The organism is Aeromonas sp. s3, from assembly GCF_040907805.1.
Taxonomy (GTDB): Bacteria; Pseudomonadota; Gammaproteobacteria; order Enterobacterales; family Aeromonadaceae; genus Aeromonas; species Aeromonas dhakensis.
Map to the genome: position 1 here is coordinate 405688 of NZ_JBFOCQ010000027.1, position 20359 is coordinate 426046.

Sequence of the window (20359 nt, forward strand, 5' to 3'; positions counted from 1 at the left end):
GGTCAGCGATTGAATCTTCAGCAGCCGATTTTATAAAACCATTATTTATCAGCAGATTATAAATCTACGACACAAGTGTGATCGCCTCCGCTCAAATCGATGCAGCTAATGCACTATGATGATGCCACTCATATGCATCCTATTCGCCCATCAGGCAGGTGCCCCTTGCGAACCATCTCCCCACTCTGGCTCACTCTGTTGCTGTTCTGCCTGCCGCTGCTGGCCAGTCTGCCCCTCAGCCAGCTGCTCGGCGGCACCCTGGCCCACCAGCTGCTGCAGAAGAAGAAAGAGGAGATCAATGCCGCCCTGGTGGAGCGCCATCAGGTACTGGACGAGAGCATCCGCAACCAGCTGGTGCAGTTCCATTTTGACTGCGGCGAGCAGGACATGGCGTTGCTGCGGGCCCCCCGTTTTTACAACGAACACATCCGCATCCAGGGGCTGCTGCTCGCCTCCGGTGGCGGCTGTTCCAGCCTGGGGATGGATCTGCCCTTCACCCTGGCCGAGCTGCCCCCCTACCCCAATCAGGATGCTTTCGGGATCGCGGCCACCCAGGCCCGCTTCAACACCGAACAGGAGATAGTCGCCTACTACCGCAGCGGCGGCAACATAGTCTACTGGGTGCTGAGCAACAGCTGGAGCCACGCCCTGCTGCAATATCCCTGCGCCAACTGCTTCTACCTCGAATTCAGCCAGCTGCAACCGGGGGGCTCCAGCCCGACCTTCCCCCGCGGCGACAGCGCCATCAAGGAGGAGGCAGGCAGTCAAAGCCTCAGCCTCAGTTTTCTCGATCCCCACGAGCAGATCCGGCAGACCCTGTGGGCGGGCCGGGCGCTCGAGCAGTACGCCCTGCAGCAGGCCCGCTACTACGGGCTCTGGTGCGGCGCCGCCGTCGGGGCCCTGCTGGTCGCGGCCTACTGGGGGCTGCGCAACTACCGGCGCTCGCTCAAGGGATTGTTGCAGGCCGGGCTGGCGCGGCGGGAGTTCGTGCCCTTCTACCAACCCGTGGTGGACAGCCGCAGCCAGCAGGTGGTGGGATTCGAGGCGCTGCTGCGCTGGCAGCGGGGCGGCGGCCTGATCCCGCCAGGGGCCTTCATCGACTATGCAGAAGAGCAGGAGCTGATCCTGCCCATGACCAGCCAGCTGCTGGAAAAAGTCATCGCCGACCTGCCCAAGCTCATCCCCGGCCAGTGGGTCAGCGTCAACATAGTGGCCTCTCACCTGGAACAACCGCACCTGCGCAATCTGCTGCTGCGCCACGGCTGGCCCTCTCCCGCCCAGCTCACCTTCGAGCTGACCGAGCGCAAGCCCATCACCGACATCGAGACGGCGAGCGCCGAGATCGGCGCCCTGCAGCAGCGGGGCTACCACTTCAAGCTGGATGACTTCGGCACCGGTTACGGCGGCTTCGCCTACCTGCAGCGACTCGGCATCCGCCAGATCAAGATCGACAAGATGTTCGTCGACACCATAGGCACAGACGATCTCAAGCGCAGCGTGCTGGATGCCACCATCGCCTTTGGCCGCGAGTCGGGCATGGAGATGATTGCCGAGGGGGTCGAACGCCAGGATCAGGTGGAATATCTGGACCAGCACGGCGTGCACCTGATCCAGGGTTACGTCTATGCCCCGCCCATGGCCCTGACCAAGCTGAAGATCTGGCTGCTGGCCTGGTACCAGAACCACGGGGGCGAGCGCTGAGCCAGCCTCTGCCCTCTCGACCGCCCCCTCGACCGCACAGGCGAGCACGACTCTGTACTGGCAGCGGGTGAGGATGCGGCTCCCCTCATATCTTGCAACAAAATGTTTTTTCCTTGCGCGGACAACAGCCTTTATCATTGGCAGGGCCGTCACTGCGGTGACATGCCATCCTGCTCCATACCCGTCGGCTCACGCCGCCCCGAGATGAGAACCACTGCCTATGAAGTCATTTATCCGGCAAGAGATTGCCCTGCCCGTCGGCCTGCTCACCCTGCTCTTCTTCAAGACGCTCGGTAGCGACCTGCTGACAGAGACAACTCCGCTCGGGATCTATCTTCCGGTGTCGGCTGTGCTGCTTGCCATCGTCACCTGGGCCATCTTCTCGGTGGTGCGCCACTCCGATGCCCTCGCCATCAAGCTGGGCGAACCCTTCGGCACCCTGATCCTGACCCTGTCGGTCATCTCGCTGGAGGTGGTGATGATCTCCTCGGTCATGCTGACCGGCGAACCCAATCCGGTGATGGCCCGCGACACCATGTTTGCGGTGGTGATGCTGGTGACCAACGGCCTGGTGGGCTTCACCCTGCTGTTTGGCGGCTGGCGCTACCACACCCAGAGCTTCAATCTGGACGGGGTCAAATCTTATCTGGTGGCCATCATTCCGCTGGCGCTGCTCTGCCTGGTGCTGCCCAACTTCACCGAAGGGGGCAACATCGGCAGCATGTCGAGCGCCATGTCCTGGATGCTGATCATCATCTCGGTGCTGCTCTACGGCGTCTTCCTGCTGATCCAGACCCGCAGCCACAGCCACTTCTTCATCGACAGCGATCACGAGGATTACGAAGAACACCACGGCCCGCTGCAGAGCAACGTCTACCACACCCTGTTGCTGCTCGCCTATCTGGTGGTGGTGATCCTGCTGGCCAAGACCCTCGCCATTCCCATCAACCACGGGGTCAAGGTGCTGGCGGCGCCGCCGGCGCTGGGGGGCTTCATCGTCGCCTGTATCGTGCTGGCCCCCGAGGCGGTCGGCGCCATCAAGGCGGCCTTCAACAATCAGCTGCAGCGGGCCATGAACCTCTACTTCGGCTCTGTGCTGGCCACCATCGCCCTCACAGTGCCCGCGGTGCTGTTCATCGGCGCCATGCTGGGGCAGGAGGTGCGTCTGGGCCTCTCCGCCGCCGACATGGTGCTGCTCATCACCACCCTCATGGTGTGCAAGGTGACCTTCAGCAGCGGCCGCACCAATGCGCTGCACGGGGCTACCCACCTGGTGTTGTTCGTGGTCTACCTGTTCCTGATGTTCGAGCACGAATAACCGCTGAATCATCAACCCCAGCAACGAAAAGACCGCCCGATGGGCGGTCTTTTGTCATGGGCTGAATGGCCGCTTAGAGGCTCGGCAGCACGCCGGCCGGGATCAGGTCGTTGTAGCTGGCACGGCCCAGCAGGGCGGCAGCCGCCTCGATGTCCGGCGCGAAGTACCTGTCCTTGTCGTAGAAGCTGACTTCTTCGCGCAGGCGGCCCTTGGCCAGCTCCACCAGCTCGGTGGAACGCAGCGGTGCGCGGAAATCCAACCCTTGCGCTGCCGCCAGCAGTTCCACCGCCAGGATGCCGCGGGTGTTCTCGGCCATGTCCGCCAGCCGGCGACCGGCGAAGGTGGCCATGGAGACATGATCCTCCTGGTTGGCGGAGGTGGGCAGACTGTCCACCGAGGCCGGGTGGGCCAGGGTCTTGTTTTCGGAGGCGAGCGCCGCCGAGGTGACCTGGGCGATCATGAAGCCGGAGTTCACCCCGCCGTTGTTGACCAGGAAGGCCGGCAGACCGGACATGCGCGAGTCAATCAGCAGTGCCATGCGACGCTCTGAGAGCGAGCCGATCTCGGCGATGGCCAGCGCCAGGTTGTCGGCGGCGAAGGCCACGGGTTCTGCGTGGAAGTTGCCGCCGGAGAGAATGTCCTCATCCTCGGCAAACACCAGCGGGTTGTCGGAGACCGCGTTGGCCTCGCACACCAGCACCTCGGCGGCCTGACGGATCTGGGTCAGGCAGGCGCCCATCACCTGGGGCTGACAGCGCAGGGAGTAAGGATCCTGCACCTTCTCGCAGTTGTGGTGGGACATGCCGATCTCGCTGCCATCCACCAACAGGTGGCGGTAGCAGGCGGCCGCGTCGATCTGGCCGCGCTGACCGCGCACCGCGTGGATGCGGGCATCGAAAGGCCGGCGGCTGCCAAGGGCCGCCTCCACGCTCATGGCGCCTATGGTGATGGCGCCGGCGTAGAGATCCTCGGCGTGGAACAGCCCTTCCAGCGCGAAGGCAGTGCTCGCCTGGGTGCCGTTGAGCAGGGCCAGCCCCTCTTTCGGTGCCAGCGCGATGGACTCCAGGCCTGCAATCTTGAGGGCCGTGGTGGCGTCGATCAGCTCGCCCTTGTGGCGCGCCTTGCCTTCACCGATGAGCAGGCAGCTCATATGGGCCAGCGGCGCCAGGTCGCCGGAAGCGCCGACGGAGCCCTTCTTCGGCACCACCGGGTAGACCTCGGCGTTGATGAGCCGCATCAGGGCCTCCAGCACCACCAGCCGGATGCCGGAGAAGCCGCGGGCCAGGGAGTTGAGCTTGAGCACCATCATCAGCCGCACGGTGGCGTCATCCATGTACTCGCCGATACCGGCGGCATGGGAGAGCACGATGGAGCGCTGCAGCTCGTCCAGCTGCTCCACCGGAATGCGGGTGTTGGCCAGGAGGCCGAAGCCGGTGTTGATGCCATACACCACCCGGTTTTGCTCGATCACCTTGGTAACCACGGCGGCGGAGGCGTGGATCCCCGCCAGGGCGGAGGGATCCAGCGAAACGTGTACCGGCTCGCGGCTGACGCGGCGCAGGGTGGCGAGATCCAGCTCGCCCGGGGTAATAGTCAGTTCAAACATGGTGTTACACCTTTCCTTTGACACCGTTGGCGCCGTCAATCATCGGCAGATCCAGTTTCTCATCAACGGCACAGTTGATGGCAATCTCGTAGCCGGCATCGGCGTGACGCATCACCCCGGTGGCCGGGTCGTTGCGCAGCACGCGGCCGACCCGCTTGGCGGCGTCGTCGGTGCCGTCACAGACGATCACCACGCCGGAGTGCTGGGAGAAGCCCATGCCGACCCCGCCACCGTGGTGCAGGGAGACCCAGGTCGCCCCGCCGGCAGTGTTGAGCAGGGCGTTGAGCAGCGGCCAGTCGGAGACGGCATCGGAGCCGTCCATCATGGACTCGGTCTCGCGGTTCGGGCTCGCCACCGAGCCGGAGTCCAGGTGGTCGCGGCCGATGACGACGGGGGCTTTCAGCTCGCCGTTCTTCACCATCTCGTTGAAGGCCAGGCCCAGGCGCACCCGATCCTTGACCCCGACCCAGCAGATCCGCGCCGGCAGGCCCTGGAAGGCGATGCGCTCGCGGGCCATGTCGAGCCAGTTGTGCAGGTGGGGATCGTCCGGGATCAGCTCCTTCACCTTCTGATCGGTCTTGTAGATGTCTTCCGGATCGCCGGAGAGGGCCACCCAGCGGAACGGGCCAATGCCCTCGCAGAACAGCGGGCGGATGTAGGCCGGCACGAAGCCAGGGAAATCGAAGGCATTCTTGACCCCCTCTTCCAGCGCCATCTGGCGAATGTTGTTACCGTAATCGAGCGTGGCGGCGCCGCGGGCCTGCAGGGTCAGCATGGCTTCCACCTGGCGAGCCATGGAGCGGCGGGCGGCCACATTGACCTCTTGCGGCGCGCTCTTCTGCAGGTCGCGCCACTGGGCCACGCTCCAGCCCTGGGGCAAGTAGCCGTGCACCGGGTCGTGGGCAGAGGTCTGGTCGGTCACCACGTCCGGCGTGATGCCACGGGCCACCAGTTCGGCGAAGACGTCAGCGGCGTTGCCGAGCAGACCGACGGAGACGGCGCTGCCGCTCTGCTTGGCCTCTTCGATCATGGCCAGCGCCTCATCCAGGCTGTGGGCCTTCTTGTCGACGTAACGGGTACGCAGACGAAAATCGATGCGGGTCTCGTCGCACTCCACCGCGATCATCGAGAAGCCGGCCATGGTGGCGGCCAGCGGCTGGGCGCCGCCCATGCCACCGAGCCCGCCGGTCAGGATCCAGCGCCCCTTGGGTTCGCCGTTGAAGTGCTGGTTCGCCACCGCGAAGAAGGTTTCGTAGGTGCCCTGCACGATCCCCTGAGTACCTATGTAGATCCAGGAGCCGGCGGTCATCTGGCCGTACATCATCAGGCCCTTCTTGTCGAGCTCGTTGAAGTGCTCCCAGTTGGCCCAGTGCGGCACCAGGTTGGAGTTGGCGATCAGCACCCGCGGGGCGTCCTTGTGGGTCTGGAACACGCCGACCGGCTTGCCGGATTGCACCAGCAGGGTCTCGTTCTCCTCCAAGCGGGTCAGCACCTCGACGATCTTGTCGTAGCAGGCCCAGTTGCGGGCGGCGCGACCGATGCCGCCGTACACCACCAGGGATTGGGGATGCTCGGCCACTTCCGGATCCAGGTTGTTCATCAGCATCCGCAGGGGCGCCTCGGTGAGCCAGCTCTTGGCAGTCAGCTGGGTGCCGTGGGGAGCACGGATGATCCGGCTCGGATCGTGGCGGGGATCCTGGTGTTGTACAGACATAGACACTCCTTGTTTAGCGATACGGTCAGGCGGCGCGGTGCGCCGCTACTTGGTCAACTGGTGAACCAGGCGCGCGGCCACGCGGGCGCTGCGGTTGTCCTGATCCAGGTTCGGGTTGTACTCGGCCAGATCGGCGAGCCTGAGCTTGCCGCTGGCCCGGATATGGGCGATCAGCGGTTCGATGACCGCCAGCTCCACGCCGCGGGCGGCAGGGGCACTTACCCCCGGCATCACGGCGGCGGGCAGCACGTCCAGATCGATGGTCAGATAGAGGTGGTCACAGCGGGCGATAAAGGCATCCAGCCCGTTGAGCAAGACTGGCAGCTCGGTCGGCGTCATCGCCTCGTCCAGCACGTGCCACACCCCCAGCGCCTCGGCACGGGCAAACAGGGCCGCGGTGTTGGCGGTCTCGGCCACCCCGAGGCAGGCGTAGGTAAAAGGCGAGCCCTGGGCGACGCACTGCTCGGCAATCTGGAAGAAGGGGGTGCCGGAACTCGCCTGCTCCTGCTTCATGCGCAGGTCGAAGTGAGCGTCGAAGTTGATGATGCCCACCCTGCCACGGCCGCCCAGATGACGGTTGAGGCCGCTCCAGCTGCCGAAGGCCACCTCGTGGCCGCCCCCCAGCACCAGCGGGAACTGGCCCTGCTCGAGGGCAGCGGCCACCCGCTCGGCCAGCCGCTCGTGGGCGGCATCGAGATCGCCATCCTCACAGTGCACGTCGCCGCCATCATAGACCGGCTGGCCCAGATGCCAGGCCGTGTTGGCGAGCAGCTTGCGCACCGCCAGCGGCGCACCGGCCGCACCGACGCGCCCCTTGTTGCGGCGTACCCCTTCATCGCAGGCAAAGCCGAGCAGTACCACGCCGGGTTCACCGCGCCCCTGCCAGGGCCGCACCCTGTCATGCCAGCGCAGGGCCAGTTCACCGTCTTCCGGATCCTGACGCCCCTGCCAGACCGACATGTCGATCCCGTTGATCTTATCCATGCAGGGTCTCCTCCCCGTTGACCACTCGGCTCACCAGCTGATCGACGCCGATGAGGTAGCTGAGTTCGGCCGGATGGCCGCAGTTCCAGACCAGGAAATCCGCCAGCATGCCGACCCTGAGCTGTCCCAGCTGCTCCTGCTCGCCAAGTGCCCGGGCGGCGTGGCGGGTCACCCCGGCCATGGCCTCCACCGGGGTCAGGCCGAACAGGGTGCAGGCCATATTCATGGCCATCCGCAGGGAGACGATGGGGGCCGTGCCGGGGTTGATGTCGGAGGAGACCGCCATCGGCACCCCCGCCTTGCGCAGGGCGGCGACCGGCGGCAGCTTGGTCTCCTTGAGGAAATAGAAGGCGGTGGGCAGCAGGGTCGCGACCACACCGCGGTGAGCCAGCGCCTGGACCCCTTCCGGATCCAGATACTCCAGATGATCCACCGAGAGGGCACCGAAGTTGGCAGCCAACGTGCTGCCGCCCAGGTTGGAGAGCTGATCCATGTGCCCTTTCACCGCCAAGCCATATTGATCCGCCGCCAGATAGACCTGCTCGGTCTGGGCCAGCGAGAAGCCGATGTGTTCACAGAAGACGTCCACCGCATCGGCCAGGCCCGCCTCGGCGGCGGCCGGGATGATCTCCTGACAGATGGTCTCGACCCAGGAGTCGGGATCGTCGCGATACTCCGGCGGCACCGCATGGGCTGCCAGCAGGGTGGTCTTGACCCGGATCGGCAGCGCCTCTCCCAGTCGGCGGGCCACCCGCAGCATCTTGAGCTCGTCTGCCAGGGTGAGGCCGTAGCCGGACTTGATCTCCACCGTGGTGACCCCTTCCCGGATCAGCGATTTGATCCGTGGCAGTGCCAGCTCAAACAGTTGATCCTCGCTGGCGGCACGGGTGGCACGCACCGTGCTGATGATGCCGCCGCCTTTGCGGGCGATCTCGGCATAAGGCACACCCTTCTGGCGCAGCTCGAACTCTTCGGCACGGCTGCCGGCGAAGATGAGGTGGGTGTGGCAATCGATGAGGCCGGGGGTAACCAGCTTGCCCTTCATGTCCTGCCAATGGGCGGGATAGGGGCCCTTGAGATCCTGCATGGGCACCAGGGCGTGGATCCTCCCCTCATGAACGCCGAGGGCATGGGGCTCCAGCAGACCGTAGTCAGCCAGATCGGAGCGCAGGGTGGCGGGTGTCACGTTGAGCCAGACCCGCTCGCAGTTCAACAGTTCCTTGTTCATACCGACCTCTAAATGTATATACATTAACTTATATCCGATCTCTGACGGGAAAGAAAGGATCAAGTTCACATCTTGATAACAGCGTGTTCATTAGAGCTTAAACACAAAAAAGCCCGCCAGAGGCGGGCTTTGTCAAAAATGATATGTATATACAATTAGCTGAGACTGGTCTTGGAGCTCAACTTGTAGCGGGAGCCTGGCGAGAGCAGGCGGGCATAGGAGACCAGATAACCATCTGACCAGGTACGCCGATGCAGCAGCAGGCAGGGGGTATCGACCCGTACCTGCAGCAAGCCGGCTTCGCCGGCGCTCGGCAGCACCGCCTCCACCACGTGCTCCATCTCGGAGAGGGGGCAGACCTCCATCAGATAACGATTGGGGGTCTGGCTGGCAAAATCCTGCTCGCCATACTCCGGCAGCCGCTCCGCATCGACGAAGCGCTCCTCCAGCTGCAGCGGCTCACCGTCGGCCTGATGGACGATGAGGCTGTGAAAGATGGGCGCCCCGACCCGCAGCCCCAGTTGCACCGCCACCTTCTCGTCGGCGGCCTGGCGCTGCAGCCGGATCACCCGGCCGCTGTACTCGCTGCCCCGCTCGGCGATCTCGTCGGCGATGTTGCGAATGGCCAGCAGCGGCGACTCGGTGCGCCGGTCCGCCACGAAGCTGCCGGAGCCGGCGGTGCGCACCAGCCAGCCCTCGGCCACCAGTTCGCGCAACGCCTTGTTGACCGTCATCCGGCTCACGGTGAACTGCTCGCACAGGGCGGCCTCGGTCGGGATCCGGTCGCCCGCCTGATAGTGGCGTTCGCGGATCCCGTCCAGGATGTGCTGCTTGATCTGCAGATAGAGGGCCGGTGCCAACGGGATGCTCCTCAGCGACGGCGATGGGGCGGACGCATGTCCGGCCAGGCGCGATAGACGTCCGGGATCTGCTCAGGCCCGCTGATGCAGAGATCGAGATCGTGCAGCAGACCGTCCTTGATGCCGTAGATCCAGCCGTGCACCGCCAGCTCCTGCCCCTTGCGCCAGGCGTTCTGGATGATGGTGGTGTGGCAGACGTTGGCCACCTGCTCGGCCACGTTCAGCTCGCACAGGTAGTCGAAGCGCTCGTGCTCATCCTCGATGGCATCCAGCTGCTCGCGATACTTGAAGTAGACATCCTTGATGTTGCGCAGCCAGTTGTCGATGAGCCCCAGCTCCTGGTTCTGCATCGCCGCCTTGACGCCGCCGCAGCCGTAGTGGCCGCAGACGATGATGTGCTTCACCTTGAGCACCTCGACCGCGTATTGCAGCACCGAGAGGCAGTTGAAGTCGGTGTGTACCACCAGGTTGGCGACGTTGCGGTGGACGAATACGTCCCCCGGCAGCAGCCCCATCAGCTGGTTGGCGGGTACCCGGCTGTCGGAGCAGCCGATCCAGAGGTATTCGGGGGCCTGCTGGGCGGAGAGGGTAGCAAAGAATTCGGGATCCTCAGCCTTGATCCGTTCCGCCCACTCGCGGTTGTTGGTAAACAAGTCGTTCAAGAGTTTCACTATCTGCTCTCCCTACTGTGGCAGTGGCGGCAACATACCATACACAAGGGTAACCAAGGCAAGGCCGACCAGATCTCCGCCAAACAAAAACAGGGCCATCAGGCCCTGTTTTCATCAGGAGGCTCAGGCCTCCCTCGTATCTTTCAGCTGCCTGGGCGCGTGCTGCTCAAGCTGACGAACCCGCCCGGCGCATAGGATTACGCTTCCATCGCATCCTTCAGCTTCTTGAGGGCATTCTTCTCAAGCTGACGCACCCGCTCGGCGGAGACGCCGTAGGTATCGGCCAGCTCCTGCAGGGTGGTCTTGCTGTCATCGTCCAGCCAGCGGGCGCGGATGATGTGCTGGCTGCGCTCATCCAGGGTGGCCAGGGCCGAGCTCAGACGACGGGTCGCATGATCGTCCCAGTTGTCGTTCTCGATGGTGGCGGCCAGATCGGAGGATTTGTCCTCCAGATAGTGGACCGGCGCAAAACCGCCCTCTTCGTCCTCATCACCGACCAGATCGAACGCCTGATCGTAGTTGCTCATGCGCGCTTCCATCTCGGTGACGTCGGCGGCGGAGACGCCGAGGTCAGCAGCCACGGCCTGGACTTCTTCGTGGTTCAGCCAGCCGAGACGTTTCTTGGACTTGCGCAGGTTGAAGAAGAGCTTGCGCTGGGCCTTGGTGGTTGCCACCTTGACCATGCGCCAGTTGCGCAGCACGTATTCGTGGATTTCGGCCTTGATCCAGTGCACCGCGAAGGAGACCAGACGCACACCGACGCTCGGATCGAAGCGCTTGACCGCCTTCATCAGGCCGATGTTGCCTTCCTGCACCAGATCGGCCTGGGGCAGACCGTAACCGGCATAACTCTTGGCGACGTGAACGACAAAACGCAGGTGCGACATAACCAGCTGACGGGCAGCCTCGAGATCGCCTTCCTGCTGCAAACGCTCAGCCAGCTCACGCTCTTCCTCTGCGCTCAGCACCGGAATCGAGTTTACTGCCTGGATATAGCCTTCCAGACTACCTTGCGGAATCAGAGCCATAGTGCGCTGCAATGAAGTTCCCATGTTCTACCTCTTACTTTTCAATCGAATCAGTCTAACACCCTGAGAGGGTCTGTCTACTGACCGGACGCCATTCTGCGGCCTGCATCAAACATGACTGGCATGTCTGAACCGGAATTATCTTAGGCCGGCAGGATGAATCATGAATGAACAGTCAAAAAAAGGGGGTCACAATGAAGGACCCCCGAAAAGTAGCATGCTAAGTCCATTGTTGCGGAGCTCGCAACCTTCACATGCTTGCCAAGTCAGACGAGCAAGGCATAGGGGCCACACCCGTATAAATTCTTCGCAATTGTAGACTGCTTATAAATCAGAAGGTTCACAGGATCCAGAGAAGATCCTGAAGACTGGTGCTATCCAGATTACTCCCAGAACGGTGGCCGTGCCAGAAACGGCCACTCTTTTACTTGATCCAGGTCGCAAAATCCAGCGCTTTGAAACGCTGATAAATTAATCAGGACGGTTCGATGTCGCGAATGTGGCGATGGACCGAAAACCAGGAGGCGATCAGCCCCAGCAGGGCCCCCAGCAGGATCAGGTTGATCCCGTCCACCGCTCCCATGCCCACCAGCCTGAAGTTGCTGTTGTAGAGACCCGCCAGCTCCTTCACCACCCCTTCGCTCCAGATCACCATCACCTCGGTCAGCCACCAGGCCAGCATGCCACCGATGACCCCGAACCAGATGCCGGTATAAAGGAAGGGACGATGGATAAACGCATCGGTCGCCCCCACCAGCTTGAGCACTTCGATCTCGGAACGCTGGTTGAGGATATTCAGGCGCAGGGTGTTACCGACAATCAGCAATACCGCGGAGAGCAGCAGCACGGCGATGCCGGTGATGGTGTGGCGCAGCAGGTTCATGATCCCCTGCAGCCGGGTCAGCCACTGCAGATCCAGCTTGCCCTGCTCGACCCCGTCTTCGTTGCTCAGCTTGTTGAGCAATTCGGCCGCCCCTTCCGGGTTCTGCCAGCGCGGATCCGGGATCACGCTCAGCACCGGCGGCAGCGGGTTGCTGTCGAGGTAGTCGAGCGCATCGCCAAAGCCGGAGATCTCGCGAAACTCCTTGAGCGCCTCATCCCGGCTCATGTAGGTGACCGACTCCACTTCCGGGTAGAGCAGGATCCGCTGCTTCATGTCGAGGATGTTCTGCTCGGGCAGATCCTTGCGCAGGTAGAGGGAGATCTGGGAACTGGTCTGCCAGCTCCCCTCCACCACCTCGGCGTTTTTCAGCAGCACGTGGAAGCAGGAGGGCAGCGCCAGGCTCACTCCCAGCACCGCCAGCGTCATCAGGGAGGCGAGCGGATTGCGCCACAGCTCCCCCAGACTGGCAAAGGCCTGGCGGGCGTGGTCGACCCAGTACATCATGAAGCGCCGCAGCGGCGGCTGTTTGTGACGCGCACGAATGGCCATCAGAGCTCCTCCCCGGACGAATACATGCGACCCGCCTTGAGGGTCAGGGTGCGATAGCGCATGCGGGCAATCAGCCCCAGATCGTGGGTGGCAATCAGCACGGAGACGCCGAAGCGGTTGAACTCCTCGAACAGCCGCATGATGTCCATGGAGAGCTGGGGATCCAGGTTGCCGGTTGGCTCATCCGCCAGCAGCAGCGGCGGCTTGTTGACGATGGCGCGGGCGATGCCGACCCGCTGCTGTTCACCGCCGGAGAGCATGCGCGGCTGGTAGCGCTCCTTGCCGAGCAGCCCCACCTTGTCGAGCGCAGCGGCCACCCGCTTGTTGATGTCTCCATGGCTGTAGCCGTCGATCACCAGCGGCAACGCCACGTTGTCGAACACGGTGCGGTCCATCAGCAGGCGGTGATCCTGAAAGATCATGCCGATCTGGCGGCGCACATAGGGGATCTCCCCCCGCTTGATGTGGCTGACGTCATCGCCATGAAAGAAGACGCGGCCGTCGGTCGGCCGTTCCATTACGCTGATGAGTTTGAGGAGGGTACTCTTGCCTGCGCCCGAGTGCCCGGTCAGAAAGGCCATCTCCCCCTTGCGCAGATGAAAACTGACCTTCTGCAGCGCCTGATGGCCGCCGCTGTAAACCTTGCTGACCTTGTCAAAACGGATCATAACGGTTCCCTGACAGTGACAAGCCCCGACCTGGGTCGGGGCAGGGGGCGCTCAACTCACGGCGCCCGAGCTTGCTCATCGCGAAGACACTCACTCCTCGCGACTGAAAAGCGCCTCGATGAAGTCGTTGGCGACGAACGGACGCAGATCGTCGATCCCCTCGCCCACCCCGATGTAGCGGATCGGGATCTGGAACTTGTCGGCCACCGCGAAAATGACGCCGCCCTTGGCGGTGCCATCCAGCTTGGTGAGGGTGATGCCGGTCAGCCCCACCGCCTCGCTGAACAGCTTGGCCTGGCTCAGGGCGTTCTGGCCGGTGCCCGCGTCCAGGGTCAGCATGATTTCGTGGGGCGCCGCATCGTCCAGCTTCTTCATCACCCGCACCACCTTCTTGAGCTCTTCCATCAGATTGCTCTTGTTCTGCAGGCGGCCGGCGGTATCGGCGATCAGCACGTCGGCCCCGCGCGAGCGGGCCGCCTCGATGGCATCATAGATGACGGAGGCGGAGTCGGCGCCGGTGTGCTGGGCAATCACCGGAATGTTGTTGCGCTGGCCCCACACCTGCAGCTGCTCGACGGCGGCGGCACGGAAGGTATCGCCAGCGGCCAGCATCACGCTCTTGCCCTCGGCCTGGAACTGCTTGGCCAGCTTGCCGATGGTGGTGGTCTTGCCGACCCCGTTCACGCCCACCATCAGGATGACGTAAGGCTTCTTGTCGGTGTCGATCACCAGCGGCTGCTCGACCTTGGCCAGCATCTCGCCCATGTCCTGCTTGAGCAGGCCGTAGAGCGCCTCGGCATCCTTGAGCTGCTTGCGATCCGCGTGCTGCACCAGCCCCTCGATGATGCGGGTGGTGGTGTCGACGCCGAGATCCGCAGTCAGCAGCTGGGTCTCCAGCTCCTCGAACAGCTCGTCGTCGATCTTCTTGCCACGGAACAGGCCGAAGAAGCCGGAACCGATGTTCTCCTTGGTGCGCACCAGGCTGCGCTTGAGGCGGGCGAAGAAGCCCTCCCGCTGCGGCTTGTCCTGGGTGTCGTCGTCCACCTTGGCTGCCAGTGGCAGTGCGGCCAGTGCGGCAGCCTCAGCCTCCATCTCGGCCACCAGGCGCAGATCTTCCGCCCGCTGGGCCTCTTTGGCGATCCGGGCTTCCTCGGCAGCCTGAGCTTCGGCAGCGATACGAGCCTCTTCCGCAGCGCGAGCTTCAGCGGCAATACGGGCCTCTTCTACGGCACGGGCTTCAGCGGCAAGACGAGCCTCTTCTACGGCACGGGCTTCGGAAGCAAGGCGAGCCTCTTCTGCGGCGCGGGCTTCGGCTGCGATACGGGCCTCTTCTGCGGCGCGGGCTTCGGCGGCAATGCGAGCCTCTTCCACGGCGCGGGCTTCGGCGGCAACGCGAGCCTCTTCCGCAGCGCGGGCCTCGGCAGCAACGCGAGCCTCTTCCGCAGCGCGGGCTTCGGCAGCAATGCGAGCCTCTTCTGCGGCGCGGACTTCGGCGGCAATACGAGCCTCTTCGGCAGCCTGAGCGGCGGCGGCAAGGCGGGCTTCTTCCGCTGCCTTGAGATCGGCCGCCACCTGGGCAGCCTCAGCGGCTTGCGCCGCGGCAGCCGCGCGCTCCTCTTCGGCGATCAGGGCTTCATTGACGATCACCGGCTCCAGATCGGAGGCGCACTCCTCCACCACCAGCGGACCATGGTCGTCCAGCTCGGCAGGCGGACAGCAATCATCGTGCAAAACAGAATTCTGTGCGCTGGCGGGCACTTCAGCAGCGACGGCCGGCGTACTATCGGAAACAGTCGTCTCGGAAACGGGAGCGGGATGAGCCGCAACGTCGGGCTCAGCGGTAGTCGGGGTGGCTTGCGGTGTCTGTGGTTGGACAGCCTCAGCCTCTTCTTTCTTGCGGCCGAAACCCAGCCAGGAAAACAAACCTTTTGCCATCTAAAAATACTCACATCAAAGGCTGACTGCTAAGATAGCCGTCCCTCGGCGGGTCGGCATAAAAATGAACCGCCTTATACTATCACTTTATTTTCTGACGACGAAACGCGATGCCCAGAGTGAAATCCAGCCGTAACGGCCCGAGCAAGAGCCCAACCCCGCAGGGGAAATCGGGCTTTGTAAGAATCATCAGCGGCCAGTGGCGAGGCCGCAAACTGCCGGTCAGGGATGTGGAAGGACTCAGACCCACCACGGATCGCGTCAAGGAGACCATCTTCAACTGGCTGGCTCCCCATGTGCGCGGCACCCGCTGCCTGGATCTGTTCGCCGGCAGCGGCGGGCTGGGGCTGGAGGCGCTGTCGCGTTACGCCGAGCAGGTCACCCTGATCGAGATGGACAGGGGCGCCGCCGAGCAGATCAAGAAGAACCTGACCACCCTCGGCAGCAGCCAGGGCCTGGTGATCCAGGCCGATGCCGTCAGCTGGCTGCTGGGGCCGGCCACGCCGTTCGACCTGGTGTTTCTCGACCCCCCCTTTCGCCGCGAGCTGCTGCCCCAGGTGTGCGAGCTGCTGGAACAGCGCGGCTGGCTGGCACCGGACGCCCTCATCTATCTGGAGCGGGAGAAGGAGATGGCCGATCTGCCGCTGCCGACCAGCTGGCAACTGCTCAAGGACAAGCAAGCGGGTCAGGTCTGCTACCAGCTCTATCTGCGAGACATCAACAATGACGCCGCGGTTTAAAGGGGGAAGATGGGCACGGTGCCCCTCCTCATCAATCTGGACAACGACTCAAGGACAAACAGGCCGGTCAAATCAGGCCTGCTATCAACACTATGTGCGGGAGGTAAACGATGAAGCGGGTGTTTAATCTGTTGGCGATGGGTCTGATCCTGTTCTTCTGGTTCGGCGTGCTAGTTAGCCTGATCGCCCCGCTGCCGGGCAAGCTCAATGGCTTCCTGCCGGTGTGCGGCGTGATCGTGATCCTGATGCACTGGGTGCAGGCCAGCATGGTCAAGGCTGCCTGCAAGCCCTACTTCGCGGTGAGCCGGCTCGAGTTTACCCAGGTGCTGGTGTTCGGGGTATTCGGCATGGTTGAGATCCGCGCCAGGCTGCAGGCCATCGTCGATGCCAAGCGGCGCGGCGAAGACAACAAAGCCGGGTAATCCCGGCTCTGTCATGGTGGTGATGGAAGGAGTGCTGGTCACTCCTTCTCTTTTTTCCCCACGCTGATACCGAGCTTGATGGAGAGCACGGCCAGCAACAGCAACATCATGATCAGCGAGAAGAAGTTGCTGCCAAGCTCTGGGTACTGCACCTTGACCAGCGCCGAATGACCGAACACGCCGATGAAGAAGCTGAGCAGCATGCAGACCGGGGTGTTGCCCTCCAGCGAGACATGACGGTAGTGCTGGTAGAGCTGATAGGCGGCCAGCACGAAGGCGATCATCGGGAAGAAGGAGAAGGGCACCGCAGACTCTGACAAGACCGTCAGGGAGGCATCGCCACAGATGCCGATGAGCAGGGCCAGCAGCAGTGGTTTCTTCGGAATCGTGTTCTGGTCATGCATGGAGCTGTCCATCCTTTGACTTAAGAGAGAGGTTCACGGCGCTTCTGGTTCTGGACCTCGGCGCCCATGGCGATCATGCGCAGCTGACGGATGGTGCGATCGGACAGGGCCCGGCACTCCTCGCTGGTCATGTCGAGGGCATCGGCACCGGCACTGAAGACGATGGTCACCATGGCCTCGGCCTGGATGTAGGCCTCTTCCCGCGGCGCCCCCGTGGTGGCTTCGAGGTAGTCGGTCAGCTCGGCGATAAAGTGCTGGATCTCCCGCGCCACCGCCTGGCGAAATGCAGCAGAGGTGCCGGAGCGCTCGCGCAGCAGCAGCCGGAAGATGTTCGGGTTGTTCTCGACGAACTCCATGAACGTCTGTACCGAGGTGCTGATGACGCTGCCGCCACCCGCGATGCGCTGACGCGCCTGGCGCATCAACTGGCGCAGGGTCAGGCCGCCTTCATCCACCAGGGTCAGCCCCAGCTCCTCCATGTCGCGAAAATGACGATAGAAGGAGGTAGGCGCAATGCCGGCCTCCCGCGCCACTTCCCGCAGACTGAGGTTGGAAAAGCTGCGATTGGCGCACAGTTGGCTGAACGCCGCCTCGATCAGAGTACGCCGGGTTTTTTCTTTTTGTTGCGCGCGAATACCCACGAAAACAGTCACCTTCAGGTTATCGAGGCCAAATGATAACCCGAAGGCTGCGCCAGGATCAGGTTTGTCTCCGACTTTTTTACCATTGACCCCAATTCCGGCTGCATGGAAAATAGCGCACAGCTGTTCGCTGAAAGGAACCGAGTGAGATGGAACGCCCCCCGATCATCATGACCAACACCCTGCTGTTCGCCCTCTCCGGGCTGACCGCCCTGATCGCCGTGCCCTGGTACGGCATGACCCATGGCTATGACCTCTGGCAGTGGGGCAGCTTCCTGCTGCTGTTCTGCTATTGCGGCATCTCCATCACCGCCGGCTACCACCGGCTCTGGTCGCACAAGGCCTACAAGGCGCACCCGCTCCTGCAGTGGATCTTCGCCATCGGCGGGGCCCTCGCCCTGCAAAACTCGGCGCTGCACTGGTCTTCCGATCATCGTCGCCACCACCGCCACGTGGATGACAACCAGAAGGATCCTTACAGTGCGGGCCGCGGTTTCTGGTTCTCCCACATCGGCTGGATGCTGCGGGAATATCAGCGCGACATCTACCACGACTACAGCAACGTGCGAGATCTGCAGAACAACCCCGTGGTCGCCTTCCAGCACAAGCACTATCTGGCGCTGACCCTGGCCACCAACATCGGCATCCCGCTGCTGCTGGGGCTCGTCCACGGCGATCTGCTCGGCATGCTGCTGCTGGCCGGGGTGCTGCGCATGGTGATGACCCATCACACCACCTTCTTCATCAACTCGCTGGCCCACATCTGGGGCAGTCAGCCCTTCACCGACCGCAACAGCGCGCGGGACAACGGCATCCTGGCCTTCTTCACCTTCGGCGAGGGCTACCACAACTTCCACCACCTGTTCGAGAACGACTATCGCAACGGCATCCGCTGGTGGCAGTTCGATCCTACCAAGTGGCTGATCCGCAGTGCCGCCTGGTGCGGGCTGGCACGGGATCTGCGCGCCTGCCCGGAAGAGCGGATCGAGCAGGCCAGGCTGGAGATGCAGCTGAAACGGGCCCAGGCCAGGCTGCACAGACAGGACGACAGGGAGCTGTGGCAGGCATTGCTGCAAGAGGAGTACGACAAGCTGAGCCAGCAGCTGCAGCACTACTACGCCAGCCGCAAACGCCTGCTGGAGCAGCGCAAGCGCAAGGCGCTGGCCCGTTACGATCAGCTGAAACTGCAGCTGGAGTATCGCAGCCTGCACGATGCCTTCACCGTGGCCAAACGCAACTGGAGCCGCCTGTTGGCAGGCATCGCCTGACCATAGACCGTCAGACGACACAAACAAAAAGACCGCCAATCGGCGGTCTTTTTGTTCAGCCCAGCCAGCAGGCCATAAAAAAATGGGGTGACACTCGCATGTCACCCCCTCGCAAATAGCATGTTCCATATTGGAATCCGGTCCCGTCGGGTTCCTCTCCTGTTTCCTGAGTTTCCGCTACCCATCTGAAGCAGGCTCCGGCTGGAGCGATCCAGTCGGCCGATTCCCTTCACGACCCTCTTCCGCACGACGGCAAGCCGCCGTGTTGTCCTTGCAGTTGAAATATTACGCAGATAAATAAAATAAAAAACCGATATATTTGGCCATCTATGCAAGCATCTGCCGCTCATCCAACTTCAACCAGAAAACAATCTGATTAAAAACAATACGATAAATCACCCCATCGCCATTGGATGGCAAACGTTATCCTCGAAGGCGCACAAGGCTTTGCGAGATCTCGCACAAGCCGTGATCCACTCACAACCAGCGCTGCAACGGCAACCAGTCACTGACCCTGGCCAGCAGGCGGCGCAGGGTCGAGGGCGGGGCAGCCACCGAGTGGGATGAACGCTGCTGCCAGGTCGTCAGCCACTGCTGCAACTCCGCGCACAGCGCGGGGCAGGCCAGATGCAGTACCAGCTCGGTGTTGAGCAGCAGGGAGCGCGGATCCAGATTGAAGCTGCCGAGCAGCGCCTCCTCCTCCCCCACCAGGATCAGCTTGGCGTGCAGGCTGAGGGACGCCCCCTCCAGCTCCGACAGCGCTATGCCCTGGCGTATCAGCCAGGGACGGTGACGGCGGTAGGCGCCGTACACCAGCGGCACATCCGTGCTGGCCAGGGAGTTGGTCAGGATGTCGATGGTCACCCCCGCCTGGCGCTGCTGCCTGAGTCGGCGGCGCAGCCCCCGGGTCAGGATGAGATAGGGGGTGACCAGGCGCAATGCGCCCTGATTGTCGGCCAGTTTGCGCCAGAGCAGGCGCGCCGTGGTGGGCCGGGATACCAGCCCCTTGCCGGGGCGGTCAAACCACACCTCGGCCCGCCCGGCATGCCAGCGCAGAGGGATGGGCTCGGGATCGAACAGGCTGGCGGGCAGGTCATAGACGGCCGCGATCTGCGGCTCGTTCAGGGTCAGCAGGAAGTCGTTCACCACCTGCACCTCGGCCCGTTGCAGCGGGCGGCGCAACAGACGGCGGATCGGGTGGCTCCAGCGGCTGTGCCAGAATTGATCGAACCCCTGCTCGACCCGCTGGCAGAGCGGGCCGCGACAGGCGAGATCCAGATCGACGAACTGGGGAGCACCGCCGAGTCCGAAGTAACGATCCCCGATGTTACGACCACCGATCACCGCCTGGCTGCCATCCACCAGCAGCAGCTTGTTGTGCATGCGGTGATTGATGCGGCGAAAGCTGAGCAGCCCTTCCAGCAGCAGGGTCAGTGGCCGCCAGCCGCGCAACCAGAAGGGATTGAACAGGCGCACCTCGATGCCCGGCTGGTGGGCCACCATCTCCAGGAAGCGGTTGTCGCCGGCATAGAGGTCATCGATGAGCAGTTGCACCCGCACCCCGCGTTTGGCGGCATGCAGCAGTTCCGACAGCAGTAGCTTGCCGCTGCTGTCCTCCTCCCAGCTGTAGTACTGGGCCTGGATCCGGCTTCTGGCGCCGCGGATCAGCTGACAGCGCAGCTTGAGCGCCAGCTCGGGCTGGTCTATCAGGGCGAATTCAGCGGGGATCATGGCGTCAT

18 protein-coding genes are annotated in these 20359 nt (G+C 63.2%); 5 read left to right on the plus strand and 13 right to left on the minus strand.

Translation table 11 applies throughout. From position 1 onward, the window contains the following. The first annotated feature begins 165 nt into the window (after positions 1 to 165). Together AB5Y98_RS14855 and AB5Y98_RS14860 are read left to right on the plus strand one after the other, a co-directional pair. A complete protein-coding gene (locus AB5Y98_RS14855) occupies positions 166 to 1701 on the plus strand; it encodes an EAL domain-containing protein (RefSeq protein WP_010635386.1) in 1536 nt (511 codons plus the stop codon). 220 nt (positions 1702 to 1921) lie between these two features. Then, positions 1922 to 3019: a calcium:proton antiporter gene (locus AB5Y98_RS14860; protein ID WP_005308064.1), complete on the plus strand. Its 1098-nt coding sequence runs from the start codon at positions 1922 to 1924 to the stop codon at positions 3017 to 3019. Between the two features lie 73 nt (positions 3020 to 3092). Here AB5Y98_RS14860 and hutH read toward each other — a convergent pair whose 3' ends face one another. From hutH to ftsY, 10 genes are all read right to left on the minus strand, one after another. Next, positions 3093 to 4625 carry a histidine ammonia-lyase gene (gene hutH / locus AB5Y98_RS14865; protein WP_211049220.1) on the minus strand — a complete coding sequence of 511 codons (1533 nt, stop codon included), beginning with the start codon at positions 4623 to 4625 and terminating at the stop codon, positions 3093 to 3095. Between the two features lie 4 nt (positions 4626 to 4629). Continuing rightward, a complete protein-coding gene (gene hutU / locus AB5Y98_RS14870) occupies positions 4630 to 6339 on the minus strand; it encodes a urocanate hydratase (protein WP_368232179.1) in 1710 nt (569 codons plus the stop codon). Between the two features lie 45 nt (positions 6340 to 6384). Continuing rightward, complete coding sequence (hutG, locus tag AB5Y98_RS14875) at positions 6385 to 7323, minus strand: formimidoylglutamase (RefSeq protein ID WP_095591849.1); 939 nt, start codon at positions 7321 to 7323, stop codon at positions 6385 to 6387. Continuing rightward, the gene (gene hutI / locus AB5Y98_RS14880; protein WP_005308059.1) at positions 7316 to 8551 is read right to left on the minus strand and encodes an imidazolonepropionase; all 1236 of its coding nucleotides are present in this window, start codon (positions 8549 to 8551) and stop codon (positions 7316 to 7318) included. Before hutI ends, hutG begins: the two co-directional genes overlap by 8 nt. A gap of 155 nt (positions 8552 to 8706) precedes the next feature. Further along, positions 8707 to 9411 (minus strand): histidine utilization repressor, encoded by a 705-nt coding sequence (gene hutC, locus AB5Y98_RS14885; RefSeq protein ID WP_005308057.1) that lies wholly within the window; start codon positions 9409 to 9411, stop codon positions 8707 to 8709. A gap of 11 nt (positions 9412 to 9422) precedes the next feature. Further along, complete coding sequence (gene can, locus AB5Y98_RS14890; protein ID WP_005308055.1) at positions 9423 to 10082, minus strand: carbonate dehydratase; 660 nt, start codon at positions 10080 to 10082, stop codon at positions 9423 to 9425. Positions 10083 to 10279: 197 nt separating this feature from the next. Then, a complete protein-coding gene (gene rpoH, locus AB5Y98_RS14895) occupies positions 10280 to 11134 on the minus strand; it encodes an RNA polymerase sigma factor RpoH (protein ID WP_005308053.1) in 855 nt (284 codons plus the stop codon). A 451-nt stretch (positions 11135 to 11585) separates the two neighbouring features. After that, complete coding sequence (ftsX, locus tag AB5Y98_RS14900; protein ID WP_005308051.1) at positions 11586 to 12542, minus strand: permease-like cell division protein FtsX; 957 nt, start codon at positions 12540 to 12542, stop codon at positions 11586 to 11588. Next, entirely contained in the window at positions 12542 to 13210 is a 669-nt protein-coding gene (gene ftsE / locus AB5Y98_RS14905) for a cell division ATP-binding protein FtsE (protein ID WP_005308049.1), read from the minus strand. The genes ftsX and ftsE overlap by 1 nt, the downstream gene beginning before the upstream one ends. 90 nt (positions 13211 to 13300) lie before the next feature. Next, complete coding sequence (gene ftsY, locus AB5Y98_RS14910; protein WP_368232180.1) at positions 13301 to 15145, minus strand: signal recognition particle-docking protein FtsY; 1845 nt, start codon at positions 15143 to 15145, stop codon at positions 13301 to 13303. Between the two features lie 110 nt (positions 15146 to 15255). Between ftsY and rsmD the strand changes: the two genes are divergently transcribed. Together rsmD and AB5Y98_RS14920 are read left to right on the plus strand one after the other, a co-directional pair. Then, positions 15256 to 15885 (plus strand): 16S rRNA (guanine(966)-N(2))-methyltransferase RsmD, encoded by a 630-nt coding sequence (gene rsmD / locus AB5Y98_RS14915; RefSeq protein WP_368232181.1) that lies wholly within the window; start codon positions 15256 to 15258, stop codon positions 15883 to 15885. Positions 15886 to 15995: 110 nt separating this feature from the next. Beyond that, positions 15996 to 16307, plus strand: coding sequence for a DUF1145 domain-containing protein (locus AB5Y98_RS14920; RefSeq protein WP_005308045.1), 312 nt, complete (start codon positions 15996 to 15998; stop codon positions 16305 to 16307). Between the two features lie 38 nt (positions 16308 to 16345). Here AB5Y98_RS14920 and AB5Y98_RS14925 read toward each other — a convergent pair whose 3' ends face one another. Both AB5Y98_RS14925 and fabR read right to left on the minus strand, forming a co-directional pair. Beyond that, entirely contained in the window at positions 16346 to 16711 is a 366-nt protein-coding gene (locus AB5Y98_RS14925) for a YijD family membrane protein (protein WP_005308044.1), read from the minus strand. Positions 16712 to 16731: 20 nt separating this feature from the next. Further along, complete coding sequence (fabR, locus tag AB5Y98_RS14930) at positions 16732 to 17352, minus strand: HTH-type transcriptional repressor FabR (RefSeq protein ID WP_005308043.1); 621 nt, start codon at positions 17350 to 17352, stop codon at positions 16732 to 16734. 149 nt (positions 17353 to 17501) lie between these two features. On the opposite strand from fabR, the gene AB5Y98_RS14935 reads away from it, so the two are divergent. Continuing rightward, positions 17502 to 18620, plus strand: coding sequence for a fatty acid desaturase (locus AB5Y98_RS14935; protein ID WP_095591846.1), 1119 nt, complete (start codon positions 17502 to 17504; stop codon positions 18618 to 18620). A gap of 477 nt (positions 18621 to 19097) precedes the next feature. Here AB5Y98_RS14935 and AB5Y98_RS14940 read toward each other — a convergent pair whose 3' ends face one another. Continuing rightward, positions 19098 to 20351: a phospholipase D family protein gene (locus AB5Y98_RS14940; RefSeq protein WP_368232182.1), complete on the minus strand. Its 1254-nt coding sequence runs from the start codon at positions 20349 to 20351 to the stop codon at positions 19098 to 19100. Positions 20352 to 20359: the final 8 nt, after the last annotated feature.